The organism is Stenotrophomonas sp. K-6 (assembly GCF_056861555.1).
This window is the reverse complement of the sequence record NZ_JBSPUC010000001.1, coordinates 800,478-816,686: the sequence shown is the minus strand read 5'-3', so window position 1 is coordinate 816,686 and position 16,209 is coordinate 800,478. Positions and strand designations below refer to the sequence as shown.

Annotated in this window: 22 protein-coding genes and 1 tRNA gene; 18 read left to right on the top strand and 5 right to left on the bottom strand. The window is 66.6% G+C overall.

Annotated elements, in window-relative coordinates:
- Positions 1–189 precede the first annotated feature (189 nt).
- The 6 genes from AC13F7_RS03590 to AC13F7_RS03565 are packed head-to-tail and all read left to right on the top strand — an operon-like array spanning position 190 to position 1,848.
- Entirely contained in the window at positions 190–387 is a 198-nt protein-coding gene (locus tag AC13F7_RS03590) for a hypothetical protein (protein WP_482999261.1), read from the top strand.
- The gene (locus AC13F7_RS03585; RefSeq protein ID WP_346488827.1) at positions 384–572 is read left to right on the top strand and encodes a hypothetical protein; all 189 of its coding nucleotides are present in this window, start codon (positions 384–386) and stop codon (positions 570–572) included. Before AC13F7_RS03590 ends, AC13F7_RS03585 begins: the two co-directional genes overlap by 4 nt.
- On the top strand, positions 569–703 hold the full coding sequence (locus AC13F7_RS03580; protein ID WP_482999260.1) for a hypothetical protein: 135 nt from the start codon (positions 569–571) through the stop codon (positions 701–703). Before AC13F7_RS03585 ends, AC13F7_RS03580 begins: the two co-directional genes overlap by 4 nt.
- Complete coding sequence (locus tag AC13F7_RS03575; RefSeq protein ID WP_482999259.1) at positions 691–873, top strand: hypothetical protein; 183 nt, start codon at positions 691–693, stop codon at positions 871–873. Before AC13F7_RS03580 ends, AC13F7_RS03575 begins: the two co-directional genes overlap by 13 nt.
- Positions 866–1,405 (top strand): hypothetical protein, encoded by a 540-nt coding sequence (locus tag AC13F7_RS03570; protein ID WP_482999258.1) that lies wholly within the window; start codon positions 866–868, stop codon positions 1,403–1,405. The genes AC13F7_RS03575 and AC13F7_RS03570 overlap by 8 nt, the downstream gene beginning before the upstream one ends.
- Entirely contained in the window at positions 1,402–1,848 is a 447-nt protein-coding gene (locus AC13F7_RS03565) for a hypothetical protein (protein ID WP_482999257.1), read from the top strand. The genes AC13F7_RS03570 and AC13F7_RS03565 overlap by 4 nt, the downstream gene beginning before the upstream one ends.
- Positions 1,849–1,870: 22 nt before the next feature.
- On the opposite strand, the gene AC13F7_RS03560 is transcribed toward AC13F7_RS03565, so the two are convergent.
- Positions 1,871–2,095 (bottom strand): hypothetical protein, encoded by a 225-nt coding sequence (locus AC13F7_RS03560; protein ID WP_482999256.1) that lies wholly within the window; start codon positions 2,093–2,095, stop codon positions 1,871–1,873.
- A gap of 169 nt (positions 2,096–2,264) precedes the next feature.
- Here AC13F7_RS03560 and AC13F7_RS03555 point away from each other — a divergent pair, with 169 nt between their 5' ends.
- Positions 2,265–4,289 carry a DNA cytosine methyltransferase gene (locus tag AC13F7_RS03555; RefSeq protein WP_482999255.1) on the top strand — a complete coding sequence of 675 codons (2,025 nt, stop codon included), beginning with the start codon at positions 2,265–2,267 and terminating at the stop codon, positions 4,287–4,289.
- A 71-nt stretch (positions 4,290–4,360) separates the two neighbouring features.
- Here the strand turns inward: AC13F7_RS03555 and AC13F7_RS03550 are convergent, their stop codons facing one another.
- A complete protein-coding gene (locus AC13F7_RS03550) occupies positions 4,361–4,600 on the bottom strand; it encodes a hypothetical protein (protein WP_482999254.1) in 240 nt (79 codons plus the stop codon).
- A gap of 158 nt (positions 4,601–4,758) precedes the next feature.
- Between AC13F7_RS03550 and AC13F7_RS03545 the strand changes: the two genes are divergently transcribed.
- Genes AC13F7_RS03545 through AC13F7_RS03535 form a run of 3 tightly spaced genes read left to right on the top strand, consistent with a single transcriptional unit; the run spans position 4,759 to position 6,295 of the window.
- Positions 4,759–5,055: a hypothetical protein gene (locus AC13F7_RS03545; RefSeq protein WP_482999253.1), complete on the top strand. Its 297-nt coding sequence runs from the start codon at positions 4,759–4,761 to the stop codon at positions 5,053–5,055.
- A gap of 1 nt (position 5,056) precedes the next feature.
- A complete protein-coding gene (locus tag AC13F7_RS03540; RefSeq protein WP_346492260.1) occupies positions 5,057–5,254 on the top strand; it encodes a DUF4224 domain-containing protein in 198 nt (65 codons plus the stop codon).
- Positions 5,255–6,295 carry a tyrosine-type recombinase/integrase gene (locus AC13F7_RS03535; protein ID WP_482999252.1) on the top strand — a complete coding sequence of 347 codons (1,041 nt, stop codon included), beginning with the start codon at positions 5,255–5,257 and terminating at the stop codon, positions 6,293–6,295.
- Between the two features lie 59 nt (positions 6,296–6,354).
- Here AC13F7_RS03535 and AC13F7_RS03530 read toward each other — a convergent pair.
- Positions 6,355–6,428, bottom strand: a tRNA-Gly gene (locus AC13F7_RS03530).
- A 124-nt stretch (positions 6,429–6,552) separates the two neighbouring features.
- Entirely contained in the window at positions 6,553–8,349 is a 1,797-nt protein-coding gene (locus tag AC13F7_RS03525; RefSeq protein ID WP_482999489.1) for an autotransporter outer membrane beta-barrel domain-containing protein, read from the bottom strand.
- A 238-nt stretch (positions 8,350–8,587) separates the two neighbouring features.
- Here AC13F7_RS03525 and thiS point away from each other — a divergent pair, with 238 nt between their 5' ends.
- From thiS to AC13F7_RS03505, 4 genes are read left to right on the top strand one after another with little or no spacing between them, the layout of a single operon-like run.
- Positions 8,588–8,788 carry a sulfur carrier protein ThiS gene (gene thiS / locus AC13F7_RS03520; protein ID WP_481469893.1) on the top strand — a complete coding sequence of 67 codons (201 nt, stop codon included), beginning with the start codon at positions 8,588–8,590 and terminating at the stop codon, positions 8,786–8,788.
- Between the two features lie 38 nt (positions 8,789–8,826).
- Positions 8,827–9,621, top strand: a complete 795-nt coding sequence (locus AC13F7_RS03515; protein ID WP_259259348.1) for a thiazole synthase — start codon at positions 8,827–8,829, stop codon at positions 9,619–9,621.
- Entirely contained in the window at positions 9,621–10,355 is a 735-nt protein-coding gene (gene trmB / locus AC13F7_RS03510; RefSeq protein WP_481469889.1) for a tRNA (guanosine(46)-N7)-methyltransferase TrmB, read from the top strand. Before AC13F7_RS03515 ends, trmB begins: the two co-directional genes overlap by 1 nt.
- A 24-nt stretch (positions 10,356–10,379) precedes the next feature.
- A complete protein-coding gene (locus AC13F7_RS03505) occupies positions 10,380–12,227 on the top strand; it encodes an SLC13 family permease (protein WP_179460220.1) in 1,848 nt (615 codons plus the stop codon).
- Between the two features lie 103 nt (positions 12,228–12,330).
- Here the strand turns inward: AC13F7_RS03505 and AC13F7_RS03500 are convergent, their stop codons facing one another.
- Complete coding sequence (locus AC13F7_RS03500) at positions 12,331–12,678, bottom strand: Rieske (2Fe-2S) protein (RefSeq protein ID WP_482999251.1); 348 nt, start codon at positions 12,676–12,678, stop codon at positions 12,331–12,333.
- Positions 12,679–12,857: 179 nt separating this feature from the next.
- On the opposite strand from AC13F7_RS03500, the gene AC13F7_RS03495 reads away from it, so the two are divergent.
- The 4 genes from AC13F7_RS03495 to AC13F7_RS03480 all read left to right on the top strand — a co-directional run bounded on the left by AC13F7_RS03495 (position 12,858) and on the right by AC13F7_RS03480 (position 16,015).
- Positions 12,858–13,133 (top strand): hypothetical protein, encoded by a 276-nt coding sequence (locus AC13F7_RS03495; protein ID WP_121039319.1) that lies wholly within the window; start codon positions 12,858–12,860, stop codon positions 13,131–13,133.
- A 108-nt stretch (positions 13,134–13,241) separates the two neighbouring features.
- Positions 13,242–13,949, top strand: coding sequence for a fumarylacetoacetate hydrolase family protein (locus AC13F7_RS03490; RefSeq protein WP_121039322.1), 708 nt, complete (start codon positions 13,242–13,244; stop codon positions 13,947–13,949).
- Between the two features lie 54 nt (positions 13,950–14,003).
- Positions 14,004–14,417: a large-conductance mechanosensitive channel protein MscL gene (mscL, locus tag AC13F7_RS03485; RefSeq protein WP_121039325.1), complete on the top strand. Its 414-nt coding sequence runs from the start codon at positions 14,004–14,006 to the stop codon at positions 14,415–14,417.
- 176 nt (positions 14,418–14,593) lie between these two features.
- A complete protein-coding gene (locus AC13F7_RS03480) occupies positions 14,594–16,015 on the top strand; it encodes a M20/M25/M40 family metallo-hydrolase (protein WP_482999250.1) in 1,422 nt (473 codons plus the stop codon).
- Positions 16,016–16,209: the final 194 nt, after the last annotated feature.

Sequence of the window (16,209 nt, the reverse complement as noted above, 5' to 3'; positions counted from 1 at the left end):
CCAACGCTTCTTTACCAGTCAACCCCGCTTATGCGGGGTTTGTTGTTTTGGTCAACTGAGTGACAGGCACGGACTGACCAGCCTGTAAGAGACAATTATAAGCGCCCCTATTGACTAGGAAGATTAGCGCCCCTAATCTTATTCCATCACCCCTGTAACAGCCCATTCGGGCCGGGGCGCGGAGACTTCATGGCAACCCTCACCCTCAGCAGCTCGACCGGGCCTGTCCGGTTCGAAGCGCAGCCCATCTCCAACAAAGTCGCGATGCACGTCGGTGTCGCCGGCCGCGTCTACTTCACCGCCGATGAGGCCGACGCCGTTGCCGTCGACCTGCAGCGCGCAGCTGCACAGCTTCGCGAGGCCGTCAGCAGCGCGGCCGCCGCATGAGCGTCACGACCGCCGAGCAGTTCTACCGCGCCCAGTCCGTCCGCCGGCAGGCGATCGCATGCGGCTGGGATTCCCGCGCCGCCGTGGGCCAGCTGGTCCGGGCCGGGTACTCGAAGGACGTGCAGAACCGCATGGCAGCGCGCGCCCTCGCCGCCCGTCCTGCGCCGGGAGGCGACGCGGCATGAGTGCGATCGATTTCACCTTCGGCCTGATCGTCGGCTTTGCCGCCGGCGCGCTCGTGGCCACCGCCTGGCTGCAGCGACGCCACGATGAGCACTTCGCCGCCCTGATGGAGCAGATTCGATGCGCGGGCTGATCCGCCACTGGCGTGCCGGCGGCCTGCTGCTGCTCGGCGCCCTGCTCGCGACCATCGCCTTCGCCATGGCCTGGCACCGCATGCAGGACACCGGCGTCTACCTGCTCATGGGCGCCCTGCTCTGCGCCACCCAAGTGCCCGACGCTTGGAGGCGCGGCCGCGATGGCTGATCCGACCGTGGCCTCCACCGTGCGCGCCATGCGCCGCGCTGGCGCCGCCGGCGAGCCAGTGCCGGCAGAGGTCGCCGCTGCCTGGGCAAAGGTCTTCATGGAGCAGCTTTACGGCTCGCAGAAGCCGGTCCGGTACGAGTGCCGGCGCCGCGGCAGCAGAGAGCCCTGGGAAGAGGCCGAGCCCGAGGACGTGGCCAACCCGCGGCGCCGCAATCTGATCATCCGCGCGCTCTACCTGCACCCGCCGGTCGGAAAGCAGCAGCACCGCTGGCCGCCCGGAAGCAACGGTGACGGCAGGTGCCTTGACTGCGACGAAGCCGAATGGCTCGCAGGGCCGGACTGCCGGCCGCACGCCCCGCTCCGCGACCACCGCTCATCCATGCCCTTCCGCATCACCTGGCTGATCGAGCCGCTCGAAAAGCTCCAGTACCTGACCAAGTTCCTCAGCCCGCTCGACCGCGCCAAGTGGCGCAACGAAACCACCTACCTCATCGACCGCATCAGAGACCACGAGAAGGGAAGCCAGCCATGACGCCCGACAACAAGTCAGCATCCGTCCAGTACAGCTGGAGCGTGGACGAAGAGACGTACCGCGACCAGTGCGACAGCATCGAAGAAGCAGTTTCCGCGGCCCTGGACCACCACGGAGGCTTGGAGATCGGCACCACGATCTCCATTGGCGAGATCATTCCAGTTGACGCCAGCCAGCTGGTCGACGCTGACAGCGTGATCGACAACATGTCCTGCCAGGCATATGACCTTGCCGGCGAACCGTCCGAAGACTACCTCGGCAGCGTGACCAAGGAGCAGAAGAGCGAACTTGAGGCGCTGATCGCGGAGTGGGCCGACCGCGTTGAGAAACCTGCCTTTTGGCAGATCGGCACCATCTACGTGCACACCGTCACGGCGCAGGATCTGGGCGAAAGCTGTGAGGCCGGTAAGCGCGATGCAGCGCCGGGGGTGGGCAATGGCTGATGCCACCCTGGCGGCACAGTCCCTAGCCCCGAGGCAACGCGCCAATGTGGATTTCGGCAGCGGCAACGCCGAGCTGGAGCGCGTCACCCTTACTCAGGATTCGACCGGCCTTCTTCAAGGGAACCGGCTCCCCATCGACCGTGACGCTGTAATCGAAGAGCCCTGCTTCGACCTCCGTAACCAGCACGACGAAATTGTGCCCGGAAAGAGTTCCGCGAATGGTACGGCGCGAGGGGGTGTCTGTCATCGAGACGATCTGATGAATTGGCGGCAGCACTTTACGCCCTCGCCCTGCCGCGTGGAAGAGAGAGCGGCTGACCGTGCGAGCAGCCCGCCCTCCACCCTGGCCACCGTCAAGCCGCCGCGTAACCGGCGAACCAGGCTGCGCCCCGATACCGAACACAAGGACTGCTCCCATGGCTGATGGCTCCCGCTCCTTCAACTTCCCCCTGCCTCAGCGCTCCCGCCTGCGGCCCGGTGAGATCGTGGTCGATCTGTTCGCCGGCGGCGGTGGTGCCAGCGAGGCGCTGAAGCAGGCACTGGGCCAAGACCCTGCGCTCGCCTACAACCACGACGCCCTGGCGATCGGCATGCACGCGGCGAACCACCCGCTCACCAGCCACCACCGCGAGGACATCTGGCATGCGGATCCGCGCGTCGACGTGGCCGGCCGGCGCGTCGGCTGGTTCCACGCGTCCCCGGACTGCACCCACTTCAGCCAGGCCAAGGGCGGACAGCCGCGCAGCCGGAAGACCCGCGCCCTGTCCTGGGTCGTGCTGAAATGGATCGGCATGCTGCTGCGCGCCGACCTGGTCAACGGCACCAACACCGCGCCGCGCATCTTCTCCATGGAGAACGTGTGGCAGATCCTGACCTGGGGTCCGTTGGTGGCCAAGCGCTGCAAGACCACCGGGCGCGTGCTGAAGATGGACGGCACCGTGGCGGCGCGCGGCGAGCGCGTGCCGGTCGAGCATCAACAGCTGGTGCCGGACAAACGGCACACCGGCCGCACCTGGCGCCAGTTCGTCGCCGCCCTGCGGGCGCTGGGTTACGCGGTGGAATGGCGCAAGCTGGTCGCGAGCGACTACGGCGCCGGCACCAGCCGGGAACGACTGTTTCTGCTCGGCCGCCGCGACGGCGAGCCGATCGTGTGGCCGGCGGCAAGCCACGGCACCGCGCCGGGCCAGAAGCCGCGCGTATCCGCCGCCGACTGTCTGGACTTCAGCATCCCTTGCCCGTCCATCTTCGGGCGCAAGCGGCCGCTGGCCGACGCCACCATGCGCCGCATCGCCAAGGGCACCAGGCGCCACGTCATCGACTCTGCGGACCCGTTCATTGTGCCGGCGACGCATCAAGGCGCCGATCGCGTCCACGGCGTGCACGACCCGCTGCGCACCATCACCGCTGCCCACCGCGGCGAGCTGATGCTGGCGATGCCGGAACTGGCCCCTTTCATCACCGAGCATGCCAACGCCAGCACCCAGCGGACCATGGATGCGGGCGAGCCGCTGCGCACGGTCTGCGCCGGGGTGAAGGGCGGCCACTTCTCCGTGGTTACCCCGATCCTCGCCGGCGTCGGCGGCCGGGCCGGCCAGTCCGAGCCACGCTCTGGCGCGGATCCGCTGTACACGATGACGGCAAAGGCTGACACCGCCCTGGTGGCGCCGGTGCTGGTGCAGACCGGCTACGGCGAGCGCGAGGGCCAGTCACCGCGCGCGCTCGACCTGCAGCAGCCGCTGGGCACGGTCGTGGCCGGTGGCATCAAGCACGCGATCGCGGCGCCGCACCTCGTGAAGTTCCGGGGCGACAGCATCGGCACGCCGGTGACAGAGCCGGTCCCAACGATCACCTCAGGGGCGGGCGCTGCCCGGCCGGCTGGCGCCGCGCATGCGCTCGGGGTGTCCACGGCCTTTATGGTCCAGGCCGCGCACGGCGAAGGCCGTCCGGGCGGAGCGCAACGCTGGGGAAATGGCAGTAAATCCGTCAGCCTGCCGGTGGGCACGGTTACTGCCAGCGGCAACGGTGGACACGCGGTTGCCGAGGCCGAACTGGCCCAGCTGTCGCCCGAGCATCAGGAAGGCGCGCTGCGGGTGGCCGCCTTCCTGATCAAGTACTACGGCACAGGCGCCAACGTGCCGAGCCTGGCTGACCCGGTAGATACCATCACCACGAAGGACCGGTTGGCGCTGGTCACGGTGGTGATCAAAGGCACGCCCTACGTCATCGTGGATATCGGCCTGCGCATGCTAAAGCCGCACGAGCTGTACCGCGCACAGGGCTTCCCGGTCGGGTACGTCATCGATCGCACCGCCGACGGCACGCCGCTCACCACCAGCGCCGCCGTGCGCATGGTTGGCAACAGCGTGAGTCCTCCGCCGCTGCGTGCTTTGGCTGAGGCCAACTTAGACCATGCGGTGACTTCACTGAGGCAAGCAGCGTGAAGCGCCAGCGCTCTGTGGCAGAGGCTCCAACCAAGACGGGAGGAGAGACTCGCTCCCCTCCCGTTGAAACTTCACTTTGCCCAGCCCTGGTCCAGGAACGCGTTGAGGTCTTCTCGCTTCCAAGGCGCTCGCCCGGTGTATTTCTCGAGCTTACTGCCTACTTTCTTTCTATTTTCGTCGGTAACGCCATAACCACGAGTTTTCAGATACTGGTCGATGAAGTAACTCACTTCGTACTGCTCGCTCATCGATACAAAGACGCGATCGATCGGACCCCGATAGTGCTTGTTATCGCTGTTATTCCAGTTCATGGCGGCCTCCTGTTGGTGCCAATGAAATCCTACGCCTCCCGAACACGGGCCAGCCATGCACAAACCTGTGGATATCTTGTGGATTGCCACTCGGAGATTACCTCCGGTGACAACGGGATGGGCAAATCAATGAAAAGCTATGATTTAGAGGCCAGGCAATGACCCAGCGACACATCAGCCACCCCGAGCCGCTGCCGGCCTGCGCCGCCGGCCACACCGCGCGCCACATCCACGACCTGCGCAGCATCGCCGCCGGCGGCGGCCACTTCGTCGAGTGCAAATGCCGGATGACCAGCAAGCACGCTGAGCCGGATACAGCCATCGCCGAATGGCGCCGCATCAACCGCCCCGCCCGCAGCGCGCGAAAGGTGCTCACCGCAATCGCGGCACCGGGGGACAACGTTATCCAGATGCGCCTACCTATGCCGGGCGAAGGACGGGTGGCCAGTGGCTGACATGTTCCTATCGCGCGATGAGATCGTCACCCTGTGCCGCACGCCACAGCGCGCGCGCCAAGCTGCCTTTCTTCGCAAGAACGGGATCAAGCACTACCTGGACGCGCACGACTGGCCTGTCGTGTTGCGCTCCAGCGTTGAAGGAACGAGCGCGAGCGCCAAGCAGGCGCTGACATGGACCCCGAGCAAGGTTGCGTAAATGGGAAGGAAGCCGAACAAGCCGGGGGCCATCCCCCGGTTCCGTGCACGCCGGCAGAAGTCTGGCGTGGTGCACTACTACTACGATCACGGCGGGAGACCCCGAAAGGAGACGCCGCTGGGCAGTGACTATGGTGTGGCCATCAAGAAGTGGGCCGAGTTCGAACACGCCAATACGATCCCGGCAGCCGCGGTCGTCACCTTCCGCCACGTGGCTCAGCGCTACCAAGCCGAGGTCGTGCCGACCAAGGCAGTCACCACCCAGCGCCTCAACAACCGCTGCATCACTGCACTGCTGAGCTTCTTCGACGCGCCGCCGGCGCCGTTCGAGGCAATCCGGCCGATCAACATACGGCAGTACCTGGACTGGCGCCCTTCCAAGGTGATCGCCAACCGGGAGGTCTCCCTGTTCTCGCACATATGGAACTGGGCGCGCGGCAAGGGCGTCACCGACCTTCCCAATCCGTGCGAGGGCATCCGGCGGAACAAGGAATCTGGCCGCGGCGTGTACGTGGAAGACGAGGTGTTCCAGGCGGTCTACCGCCACGCCGACGCCTCACTGCGCGACGCGATGGACCTTGCCTACCTCACCGGCCAGCGCGTCGGCGACGTCTGGTCCATGGATATGCGGCAGGTCACCCCTCGCGGCCTGGCCATCACCCAGGCGAAGTCCACCAACAAGGTGATCATGGAGATCACCGGTGAGCTCGCAGCATTGCTGGAGCGGATCGCAAAACGGAAAAGCGAGAAGCTACCCGACGGAAGATCCAAGCCATACAGCACCCGGTTGATCGTAGACGATAGCGGGCTGGCACTCGGCCGGGCAGCGCTGCGCTACCGGTTTGACAAGGCGCGCGACGACGCCGGCATTGCAAAGGGGGAGTTTCAGTTCCGCGACCTGCGCGCGAAGGCAGGCACGGATAAGGCCGATTCGGCCAATGACATTCGCGAAGCGCAGGCCCAGCTGGGGCATTCATCGGTCACCACGACCGAGATCTACGTGCGAAAGAAAAGGGGCTCTAAAGCTACGCCGACTCGCTGAATTGCGGAGCGGCTGGGATATTGCGGAGCGGCCCAAATCCCCGCAGGCACTGGGGGATATGGAGCGGGTGAAGGGAATCGAACCCTCGTCAGTAGCTTGGGAAGCTACAGCTCTACCATTGAGCTACACCCGCAAGGCGCGGCGTAAGTCTATTCGGGCGGGGGCATGAAAGGCAACGGGCGGCACTGCGCCGCCCGTTGTTTCTCGCTTTCCGCTGCCGTGCGCGGTGCCCGCGAACGGGCACTGCGCACGCTGGATCAGAAGCTGGCGCCGAAGCTGGCGAACAGCGACACGTCACGTGCACGCTTCTGCATCGTGGTGGTGCTCATGCCGATATTGCTGCTCAGGCCCCACAGATTCAGGCGCGCACCCAGTACGGCGGTGGCGTAGTCCCGATCAAACGCCAGGCCCGGCACCTTGTACATGCCCACGTCCGGCATGCTCTGCAGCCAGGCGCTGGCCTGCTTGCTGTCTTCGAACTCGTGGTCGTAGGTGACCTGCACGTACGGCTTGACGTTGCCGCCATCGAAGCGGGCCTGCCAGCCAACGCGGCCGACGGTCGAATCCACGTCCTGGTCGGCATAGCCCAGCGCCGAGGCGCTCGGGTTGGACTCGGTGTAGCCGTCCAGCTTCACCTTCTGCCAGATCACGGCCGCGACCGGACCGTGGCGGAAGCCGCCCTCGGTACCGAACTCGTAGCCGGCGTTCAACGCGGCGGTCAGGTTGCTGCCTTCCGGCGAGCCCTTGTGGATGCGCGTTGCCGGGCCGAGCTGCAGCTTGCGGGTCACGTCGTAGTCCAGCCAGCTGTAGCTGACCTGGCCATTGACCCAGGCGCGCTCGCCATACCAGCCGGCGAACAGACCCAGCGTGGTGTCGGACTGGGTGAAGTCACCCTTGTTGTTGCCGAAATCGGCGTCCATGCGGCCGTAGCCGGCGAAGCCGCCGACCACCATGCCGTCACGCGCCCAATCCACACCGAACAGGCCGGCCGGGGCCATGCCGTCGTACAGATCGGCGTGGGCGTAGCGCTGCATGTCGCCGCGCAGGTTGCCCCACCAGCTCAGGCCGTCGGCCGGACGGCCATCGACGTGCCAGCTGACCTGGTCAGCACGCGAACGGCCGATGGTCTGTGCCGAGTGGGTCAGGATCTGCTGGTTGCGCGGGGCTTCCAGGATCGACAGCGTGTACTGGCCCAGCATCTCGTGCGTGGCCGTGGTCGGGTGCACGCCATCGGCGAACACGTAGCTGTTGGCCGCGTTCGGGGTGGCGTAGCTGGTCGGGTTGCAGGTCAGCGACGACGCCGTGGTGCAGGCCGGGCTGGTCACGTTGACGAAGCCGTACTGGCCCGGGTTGGCGACGATTTCCTGAAGGATGTGGAAGGTATCGACCGGGATCACCTGCAGGCCGGCGGCCTTCAGGCCACCGAACAGGGCGTCGTTGTACGCCTTGGCCAGCGCGGTGCCGGCGGCCATGCCGGCCGGGCCACCGGCGCGGGCGCCCGGGGTCAGGCCGACGTCCGGAATGGTGGGCACCACGATGTATTCGGCGCCAGCGCCCTTCAGGGTGCCAACGATGCCGACCTGGTCGCGCACGGCGTTGGTCAGGGTCGAGACCAGCGGCGCGCCGGCCTGGATGGCGAACAGATCATTGGCACCGCCCCACACGGTGTACAGCGCGTTCGGGTCGGCCTTGCCGCCGTTGGCCGCCAGGTACTGCGCGGTCTGGGTCTTGAGCGAGTACACCGGAATGGCCGGGGTACCGGCAGCCAGCACCTGGGTGGTGTCCACGCCGACGCGGGCGCCGCCGATGGCGTAGTTGTCACCGTTCTGACCATTGCCGTGGGCCGCACCGTTGGTGCCGTAGTAGTTGGCCACGTGCTGGGCCCAGGTCCAGCCCGGGTTGGTGGTGAACTGGCCGGTCACCGGCTGCACCGAGGCGGGCAGCAGCGGACGGAAGTAGCCGGCATCGGTCAGGCTGTCGCCGATGAAGACGGTCTTGGTGTACGGCGACTGCGCCATGGCCGGCACCGCAGCCAAGGCGATGGCCATGGCCATGAGGGAGCGGATCGGGCGTTTGCTGAGCAACATGAAAATTCCTTTAAGGTGGGGAAAACGGCGGACGTACGCCGGCGCACGGTGCCATGTTTCCACTGCACCTCGCCGGCATCACGCTGCGCTGCGGCATGAACTGCTACAGCCCGCCGCCCGGCCATCGTTGGCCTGACGCGCGCGGCACCTCTGCCGCGGGGCGCACAGGGTACGCACTGCGGGGCGATTGCGGGACAATACCGTCATGAACATTCGGCTCAACGGCGAGAACCGCCAGCTTCCGCACACCGCCACCGTCCACGATCTGCTGCGCAGCGAAGACCTGCTCGAGCGCCGCGTTGCGGTCGAGGTCAACGGCGAGATCGTGACCCGCAGCCAGCACGCCAGCCATGGCCTGCGCGAGGGCGACGTGGTCGAGATCGTGCATGCACTGGGCGGCGGCTGAGGCAGCATCGTGACGCGCGATAGGCGATAATTCGGGCCATGAATGCACCTGCCCCCACTGATTCGCTGGTGATTGCCGGCAAGACCTATGCTTCCCGCCTGCTCACCGGCACCGGCAAGTTCAAGGATCTGGAAGAAACCCGCCTGGCCACCGAGGCCGCTGGCGCCCGGATCGTCACCGTGGCGATCCGCCGCACCAACATCGGGCAGAACCCGGGCGAGCCGAACCTGCTCGACGTGCTGCCGCCGGACCGTTACACCATCCTGCCCAACACCGCCGGCTGCTACACCGCCGAAGACGCCGTGCGCACCTGCCGGCTTGCCCGCGAGCTGCTCGACGGCCACAACCTGACCAAGCTGGAAGTGCTGGGCGACCAGAAGAGCCTCTACCCGGATGTGGTGCAGACCCTCAAGGCGGCCGAGCAGCTGGTCAAGGATGGCTTCGAGGTGATGGTCTATACCTCCGATGACCCGATCCTGGCCAAGCGCCTGGAAGAGATCGGCTGCGCTGCGGTGATGCCGCTGGCCGCGCCGATCGGCTCGGGCCTGGGCATCCAGAACAAGTACAACCTGCTGCAGATCATCGAAGACGCCAAGGTGCCGATCATCGTCGATGCCGGCGTGGGCACCGCCTCCGATGCGGCGATCGCGATGGAACTGGGCTGCGATGGCGTGCTGATGAACACCGCCATCGCCGGTGCGCGCAATCCGATCCTGATGGCCAGCGCGATGCGCAAGGCCGTGGAAGCCGGCCGCGAGGCCTTCCTGGCCGGGCGCATTCCGCGCAAGCGCTACGCCAGTGCGTCCTCGCCGATCGACGGGTTGATCGCCTGATGACCAATCCGTTCGACAGCGCCGGTGCCAAGGCACCGCCCAAGCCCTTCACCATCACCGAAGGCCGCCGCGAGGTCCGCAGTTTCGTGCTGCGCCAGGGGCGTTTCACCCCCGCCCAGCAGCGTGCGTTCGACGACCGCTGGCCGCGCTTCGGGCTGGACTTCACCGGTGAGCCACGCGATCTGGAGGCCACCTTCGGGCGCGATGCGCACAAGGTGCTGGAGATCGGCTTCGGCAATGGCGCCGCCCTGCGCTTCGCCGCACAGCAGGACCCGAGCCGCGATTACATCGGCCTGGAAGTGCACGCCCCCGGCGTGGGTCGCCTGCTCAATGCCCTGGCCGACGACAACGCCGACCACGTGCGCCTGTACCACCACGATGCCGTGGAGGTGCTGGAGAAGGAAATCGCCGATGGCGCGCTGGATGAAGTGCGCATCTATTTCCCCGACCCGTGGCATAAGAAGCGCCACAACAAGCGTCGCCTGATCCAGCCTGGCTTTGCCGAGCTGCTGGTGCGCAAGCTGCGCGTCGGCGGCCGCCTGCACTGCGCCACGGACTGGGAAGACTATGCCGAGCAGATGTGGGACGTGCTCGACGCCACCGCCGGGCTGACCAACCGCGCCGGTCCGCGTGGCCAGGTGGAGCGGCCGGAATGGCGCCCGCAGACCCATTTCGAAACCCGTGGCCAGAAGCTCGGCCATGGCGTGTGGGACCTGTTGTACGACCGCACCTGATCCCACAAGGAACCGCGCCACCCCATGGATACCGCGCTGACGCTGACTACCGACATGAAGCTCGTCCTCGGGCTGGTCGGCTTCACGATGGCGATGTTCCTGTTCGAGCGCATCCGCGCCGACGTGGTGGCATTGGTGGTGCTGGTGGTGCTCGGCGTCACCGGCCTGATCGCCCCGGAAGAAATCTTCGGGGGCTTCTCCGGTAACGCGGTGATGAGCATCATCGCCACCACCATCCTCGGCGCGGGCCTGGACCGCACCGGGGCGCTGAACCGGTTGGCGGCCTGGCTGCTGCGGCGCGGGCATGGCGTGGAAACACGCCTGCTGATGATGACCACCGCGATCGCCGGCTTGAACTCCTCGTTCATGCAGAACCCTTCGGTGATGGCGCTGTACCTGCCGGTCGCCTCGCGGCTGGCCGCGCGCACCGGGCTGACCCTGCAGCGCCTGCTGCTGCCGATCGCGGCGGCCATCGTGATGGGCGGTGCGCTGACCATGGTCGGCAACTCGCCACTGATCCTGCTCAACGATCTGCTGGCCTCGGCCAACAACAACCTGCCCTCCGGCCTGGCCACCATCGAACCGCTGCGCATGTTCGCGCCGCTGCCGATCGGTGTGGCCCTGCTGATCGCCTCGCTGCTGTACTTCCGCTACTTCGGCGACCGCAAGCTGGTGGAGGAAGAGACGCTGGCCAACGATGGCGTCACCCCCTCGCGCACCGAAAGCTACTTCGCCAAGACCTACGGCATCGAAGGTGATGTATTCGAGCTGGTGGTCACCGCCGAAAGCCCGCTGGTCGGCATGACCCTGGGCGAGGCCGAGAACGTGCACGATGCACCGCTGCTGCTGGCGCTCAAGACCGGCAATGACACCCGCCTGGCGCCACCGGCCGAGATGCGCATCTGGGTGGGCAGCGTGCTCGGCGTCATGGGCGCGCGCCAGCAGGTCAGCGATTTCGCGCAGAACCAGTTCCTGCGGATGTCCTCGCGCCTGAAGCACCTGGGCGATCTGTTCAACCCGAGCCGCGCTGGCATTTCCGAAGCGGTGGTGCCGCCAACCTCCGATGTGATCGGCAAGAGCGCTTCGGACCTGCGCCTGCGCAAACAGCGCGGCATCAGCCTGCTGGCGATCAACCGCGACAAGCAGGTGATCCGCGAAGACGTGCGCAATGTGGCCCTGCGTGCCGGTGACATGCTGGTCTTCCACAGCATCTGGACCGACCTGGCGCAGGCCGCCAAGAGCCGCGACTTCGTGGTGGTGACCGATTATCCCAAGGGTGAGCAGCGCCCGCACAAGTTCAAGATCGCGATGAGCATCTTCGCCCTCACCATCCTGATCGCGCTGACCTCCAAGCTGCCGGTGGCGCTGACCCTGATGACCGGCGTGGCCGGGATGCTGCTGACCGGCGTGCTGCGCATGGACGAGGCCTACGCCTCGATCAACTGGAAAACCGTGTTCATGATGGCCGGGCTGATTCCGCTCGGCTGGGCGATGGACAGCAGTGGCGCGGCGGCGTGGATCGCCGGCCACACCATCGACCGCCTGCCCACGGGTATCCCGGTGTGGGTGCTGGAAATCGCGCTGGCGTTGTTGACCACGATGTTCTCGCTGGTGATCAGTCACGTGGGGGCGACCATCGTGATGGTGCCCATCGCGGTGAACCTGGCGCTGGCCGCCGGGGGCAGCCCAACCGCGTTCGCGCTGATCGTGGCGTTGTCGGCCTCCAACAACCTGATGACCGCCTCGAACCCGGTGATTTCGATGATCACCGGTCCGGCCAACTACACCCCGCGTGAGTTGTGGCGCGTCGGCGCCCCGCTGTCGTTGATCTATACAGCGGTCGTGGTGCTGATGATCAACCTGATGTTCTAGGGAGTGCCGGCCGCTGGCCGGCACTACCGGTCAGTGGGCGACCTCTGAAACGTAGCGGCCGACAGTCGCTACCTACCGATGGGCCCGGGCCCACCGGTCGTTGTCACGCCAGCCAGACCTGGCCGTCGCGCACCTGGACAGGCACCGCGCGCAGGCGATCGCCGCGACATGGGCCGGCCACGCAGTCGCCGTTCTCCAGCGAGAACGAGGCGCCATGCGCCGCGCAGACCAGATGGCCCTCCTTGCTTTTGAGGAACTGACCCGGTGCCCAATCCAGCCGGCGGCCCGCGTGCGGGCAGATGTTCAGCCACGCGCGCACCTGGTCGCCCTCGCGATACAGCACCACCGATTCACTGTCGCCCTCAATGCTTGCATCGGTTTCGGCGAAACCCCCGTCAGCCAAGACATCCAGGACAATCAGGGCGGTGGTGGTGGTCTCGGGCAGGGACATGGCATCCAGACAACAGGCAGTGGAGGCACAGTGTCTCACGCGCTCATGTCACTGGCTGCCGGATGAATACAAGTCATTGATTTGCAATGCGTGTGGGATACGTTTAACGCTTTTTTCACTCAGTAACAAAGGCCAGCACGGATACTCGTCCACTGCTGACCTCAGCCAAAAAGAGTGCCATGTACAGCCGCATCTTCCAGTTCAACCAGTTCCGTGCCCTGTTCGCGCCGCGCAAGCCGCGCCACCCGTTGGTGCGCGTTGCGGTCGGTCTGTTGGGCCTGGCGATCCTGGCCGCGCTGGTGTTCGTGGGTGTGTTCGTGGGCGCGGCGATGATCATCGCCGGTCTTGCATGGAAGCTGCTCGCCCAGCGCAAGAGTGCGCGCACCGTTCCGTCGCAGGTCGTGGACGGCGAATACCGGGTGGTCCGCAAGCAGGCCTTGCCGATGTCGCGTTGATCGACGCGCTTCCCTCCTGATGACGGCCGCGCCCTGCGCGGCCGTTTCTGTTTGTGGGGGCGGAAAAACGCTCTAGACTGCGGCGAAACCTCTCCACAGGACGTACGCATGACCGATGTAATCCCCACCCCCGAGCAGCCCCGCATTCCGGTCGCCGGTGGCGGTACCTTCCCGGTGCGTCGCATCTACTGTGTCGGTCGCAATTTCGCCGATCATGCGCGCGAAATGGGCGCGGCCGTGCCGTCCGCCGACGATCGCGGCCGCCCCATGTTCTTCAGCAAGCCGGCCGATGCGATTGTGGTCGGGCATGACGATGTGATCCCCTACCCGCTCGCCACCCAGGACCTGCACCACGAGGTGGAACTGGTGGTAGCGATCGGCAAGGACGCTCCCGCCGGCGAGCTGCCGGTCGACCAGGCCGAAGCGCTGGTGTTCGGCTACGGCGTCGGCCTGGACCTGACCCGCCGCGACCTGCAGGCGCAGGCCAAGGCCAAGGGCCACCCGTGGGATCCGGCCAAGGGATTCGATCAGTCCGCCCCCGTGAGCGAGCTGGTGCCGGCCGGCGAAGTGGGCGACCTGGCCGCCCTCAACCTGTCGCTGGAGATCAATGGCGAAGTGCGCCAGCAGTCGCTGCTGGACCAGATGATCTGGAACGTGCCGGAAATCCTGCATGAGCTGTCCAAGCTGTGGGCGCTGCGCGCAGGCGATCTGGTCTTCATGGGCACGCCGTCGGGCGTGGCCGCGTTGAAGCCGGGCGACCGTTTCAGCGCGCGCCTGGAAAACGTGGCCGAACGCCACGGCATCATCGCTGGATGACATCGGCTGCGTTACGCTGCGGCGTCTTTTTCCCCACTGCGACAGGAGAGCCCGATGGGTGTACTGACTGAGTTCAAAGAATTTGCCATGCGCGGCAACGTCATCGACCTGGCCGTCGGTGTGGTCATCGGTGCGGCGTTCGGCAAGATCGTCACCGCGCTGGTGGACAAGATCATCATGCCGCCGCTGGGCTGGATGATCGGCCGCGTGGACTTCTCCGAGCTGGCCTGGACCCTGGCCCCGGCCCGGATTGCCGCCGATGGCAAGGAAATTCCGGCGGTGGTGATCGGCTACGGCGACTTCCTCAACACCGTGGTGCAGTTCGTGATCGTGGCCTTTGCGATCTTCATGGTCGTGAAGTTCATCAACCGCCTGGCGCGCAAGAAGCAGGCCGAGCCGGCCGCCCCGGCGGCGCCGAGTGAAGAAGTGCTGCTGCTGCGCGAGATCCGCGACAACCTCAAGCACTGAGGGCCGCAGCACCGGTGGTGCCGGCCGCCGGCTGGCACTACCCATCGAAAGCCCCGCTTTAGCGGGGCTTTCGCGTTTGGAAAACAGCATTCGCCGCAGCATGACCTACCGCCCATGTGCGCGCGGGAGAGGCTGGTAAGCTCGGACGCTTCCGCCCCGTTTTCCGGAGTTCGTCCATGCGTCGCCGCGTCCTTGCCATCGCATCTTCCCTCGCCCTGCTGGCCGCGCCCGCCTTCGCGGCGACCGGTATCACCACGCTGCCGCCCACGTCGCTGGCCACCGCCGCCGAGCTGCGCGAGCAGGCACTCAAGGATGACACCGGCTGGAAGGTGGTCGAGTCGCTGACCACCGAGATCGGCCCGCGCATCGCCGGCAGTGAAGCCGACGCACGTGCCGTCGCGTGGGCGGTGGCCAAGTTCAAGTCGCTGGGCTTTGACAAGGTCTGGACCGAGCCGGTCACCTTCCCCAAGTGGGAGCGCCGCAGTGAGCACGCCGAAGTGATCGGCAAGCATGCCCAGCCGCTGACCATCACTGCCCTTGGCGGCAGCCCTGGCGGCACGGTCGAGGCCGAGGTGGTGCGCTTCGCCGATCTGGCTGCGCTGCAGGCCGCGCCGGAAGGCGCGCTGAAGGGCAAGATCGCCTTCGTCGATTACCAGATGACCGCCTATCGCGATGGCCGCGATTACGGCAACGGTGGCGCGGTGCGCAGCAAGGGTCCCTCCGAGGCGATCCGCAAGGGCGCGATCGGCTTTGTGATGCGCTCGGCCGGTACCGATTCGCACCGCGTGCCGCATACCGGCATCACCCGCTTCGACGACGGCCTGACGCCGGTCCCGGCGGCGGCGCTGTCGGTGCCTGATGCCAACCAGCTGGCGCGCCTGGTCGCGCTCGGCAGCACCACGCTCAAGCTCAGCCTGGATTGCGGCTGGGACGGCAAAGCGACCTCCTACAACGTGATCGGTGAGATCACCGGGCGCAGCCTGCCCAAGGAAGTGGTGGTGATCGGCGGTCACCTGGATTCCTGGGACCTGGGCACCGGCGCAGTGGATGACGGCGCCGGCGTGGGCATCACCATGGCGGCCGGCCATCTGATCGGCCAGCTCAAGCAGGCGCCCAAGCGCACCATCCGCGTGATCGCCTTCGCCAACGAGGAGCAGGGCCTGTACGGCGGCAAGGCGTATGCCGAAGCGCACGCAAAGGACGTGGTCCTGCATCAGCTCGCGGCCGAGAGCGATTTCGGCGCGGGCCGCATCTATGCCTTCAACACCGGTTCGCCGAACCCGGCCAACTCGCGCGAGGCGACCCGCCAGATCGCCGAGGTGCTCAAGCCGCTCGGGATCGAGTACACCGCCGACAAGGGTGGCCCCGGTCCGGATATCGGCCCGCTGGCGGCCAAGGGCGGCGCATGGGCGTGGCTGGCGCAGGACGGCAGCGACTACTTCCATCTGCACCACACCGCCGACGACACGCTGGACAAGATCGACCCGGCGGCACTGGCGCAGAACGTAGCGGCCTACACCGTGTTCGCCTATCTGGCGGCCGAAGCCGAGGGCGGCTTCGGTAGTGAAGCCAAAGCGACCACGCCGCCGAGCGAATGATCCTGGCCCGCAAGCGATCGGTGCCGACACGCAAGTGAGGGTGCCGACCGCAAGTGGCAGGTGACTACCGTGGGCCGGTACAAAAAAAGCCCGGTCGCAACGCGACCGGGCTACCGGGATACATCACACCCCACGCGGTGAGCGCCGCTAGACCCTCGCGGTCCGGACAAGCGGATCGCCGCGCTGCGTGGGTG